This window comes from Actinomadura chokoriensis (genome assembly GCF_039529475.1).
Classification (GTDB): domain Bacteria; phylum Actinomycetota; class Actinomycetes; order Streptosporangiales; family Streptosporangiaceae; genus Spirillospora; species Spirillospora bangladeshensis.
Window position 1 is genome coordinate 1 of record NZ_BAAAMW010000071.1, and the last position, 1,157, is coordinate 1,157.

Genomic DNA, 1,157 nt, shown 5'->3' on the forward strand with positions numbered 1-1,157 from the left:
CGCGGCCAGCCCGTGGAGGGCCGCATGGCGAGCGCCGAGAACGCCATGCTGGCCGACGAGTTCCGGAACCGCATCCGGACCCGCAGCCGCGAGCCCATCGAGATCAGCTTCGCCGACGCGCGGTCGGGCCATCAGCCCGGCATCGAGCGGCGCGACATGACCAGCAGCGGAATGACCGGGACGACGTTCTACCGGCAGCTGCTCGCGCACATGGTGGACGGCTCGGCCATCCTCGCCGCCGGCGCGACGCTCATCACCACCGACACCGGCGAGGCGCTCAAGGTCCCCAAGAGCACCGCGCAGAGCACGGCCGCCATCACCGCGGAGGCGAGCCCGATCGCCGAATCCGACCCCACGCTCGGCAGCGTGCAGCTCGACGCCTACAAGTACGCGTTCCTGGTGAAGGTGTCCAACGAACTGGCCAACGATGCCGCGTTCGACCTGGTCGGCTACCTCGCGCAGCAGGCCGGCGAGGCGATCGCCAACGGTGCGGGCGCGCACTTCATGGCCGGCGACGGCAGCGGCAAGCCCAACGGCCTGGTCGGGGCGTCCACGGCCGGTGTGACCGGCGGAACGGGCGTCACCGGCGCGTTCACCGCCGACAACCTGATCGACCTGCAGCACTCCCTCGCCGAGCCCTACGCGCGCTCGTCAGCCGCCGCGTGGATCATGAAGAACTCGACCCTGGGCGCGGTCCGCAAGCTCAAGGACCAGCAGGATCGGTACCTGTTCGACGTCACGCCCCCGGTCGGCACCGGGGCCGCGGGGACCCTGCTGGGGCGTCCGGTGTTCGTGGACCCCAACGTTCCCGCCGTCGCCGTCTCGGCCAAGTCCGTGCTGTTCGGGGACATCTCGCGGTACTGGGTGCGGCAGGTGCGAGCCCTCCGCTTCGAGCGCTCGGACGACTTCGCATTCGATGAGGACGTGATCACCTTCCGCGTGCTGTGGCGCGCCGACGGCGACCTCATCGACACCACCGGGGCCGTCAAGCACTTCGTGGGCGGGGCCAGCTAGAACGTGGGAGCCGGGGCGTCAACCTCGCCGCTCGGTGTGGGCATCTCCGCACCGCAGGGGAAGCAAGGTCGGCAGCCCGGTCGGTCACCCGAGGCCGACCACAGCGCAGACGGCGACCTGCGTCCCGGCTCCCGCATCACACA

The 1,157-nt window shown here is 70.9% G+C and carries 1 protein-coding gene; it reads left to right on the forward strand.

What is annotated here, in order from left to right:
- A partial coding sequence (locus ABFX46_RS43275; protein WP_346050448.1) for a phage major capsid protein occupies positions 1-1,014 on the forward strand: 1,014 nt, incomplete at its 5' end.
- Between the last annotated feature and the right edge of the window lie 143 nt (positions 1,015-1,157).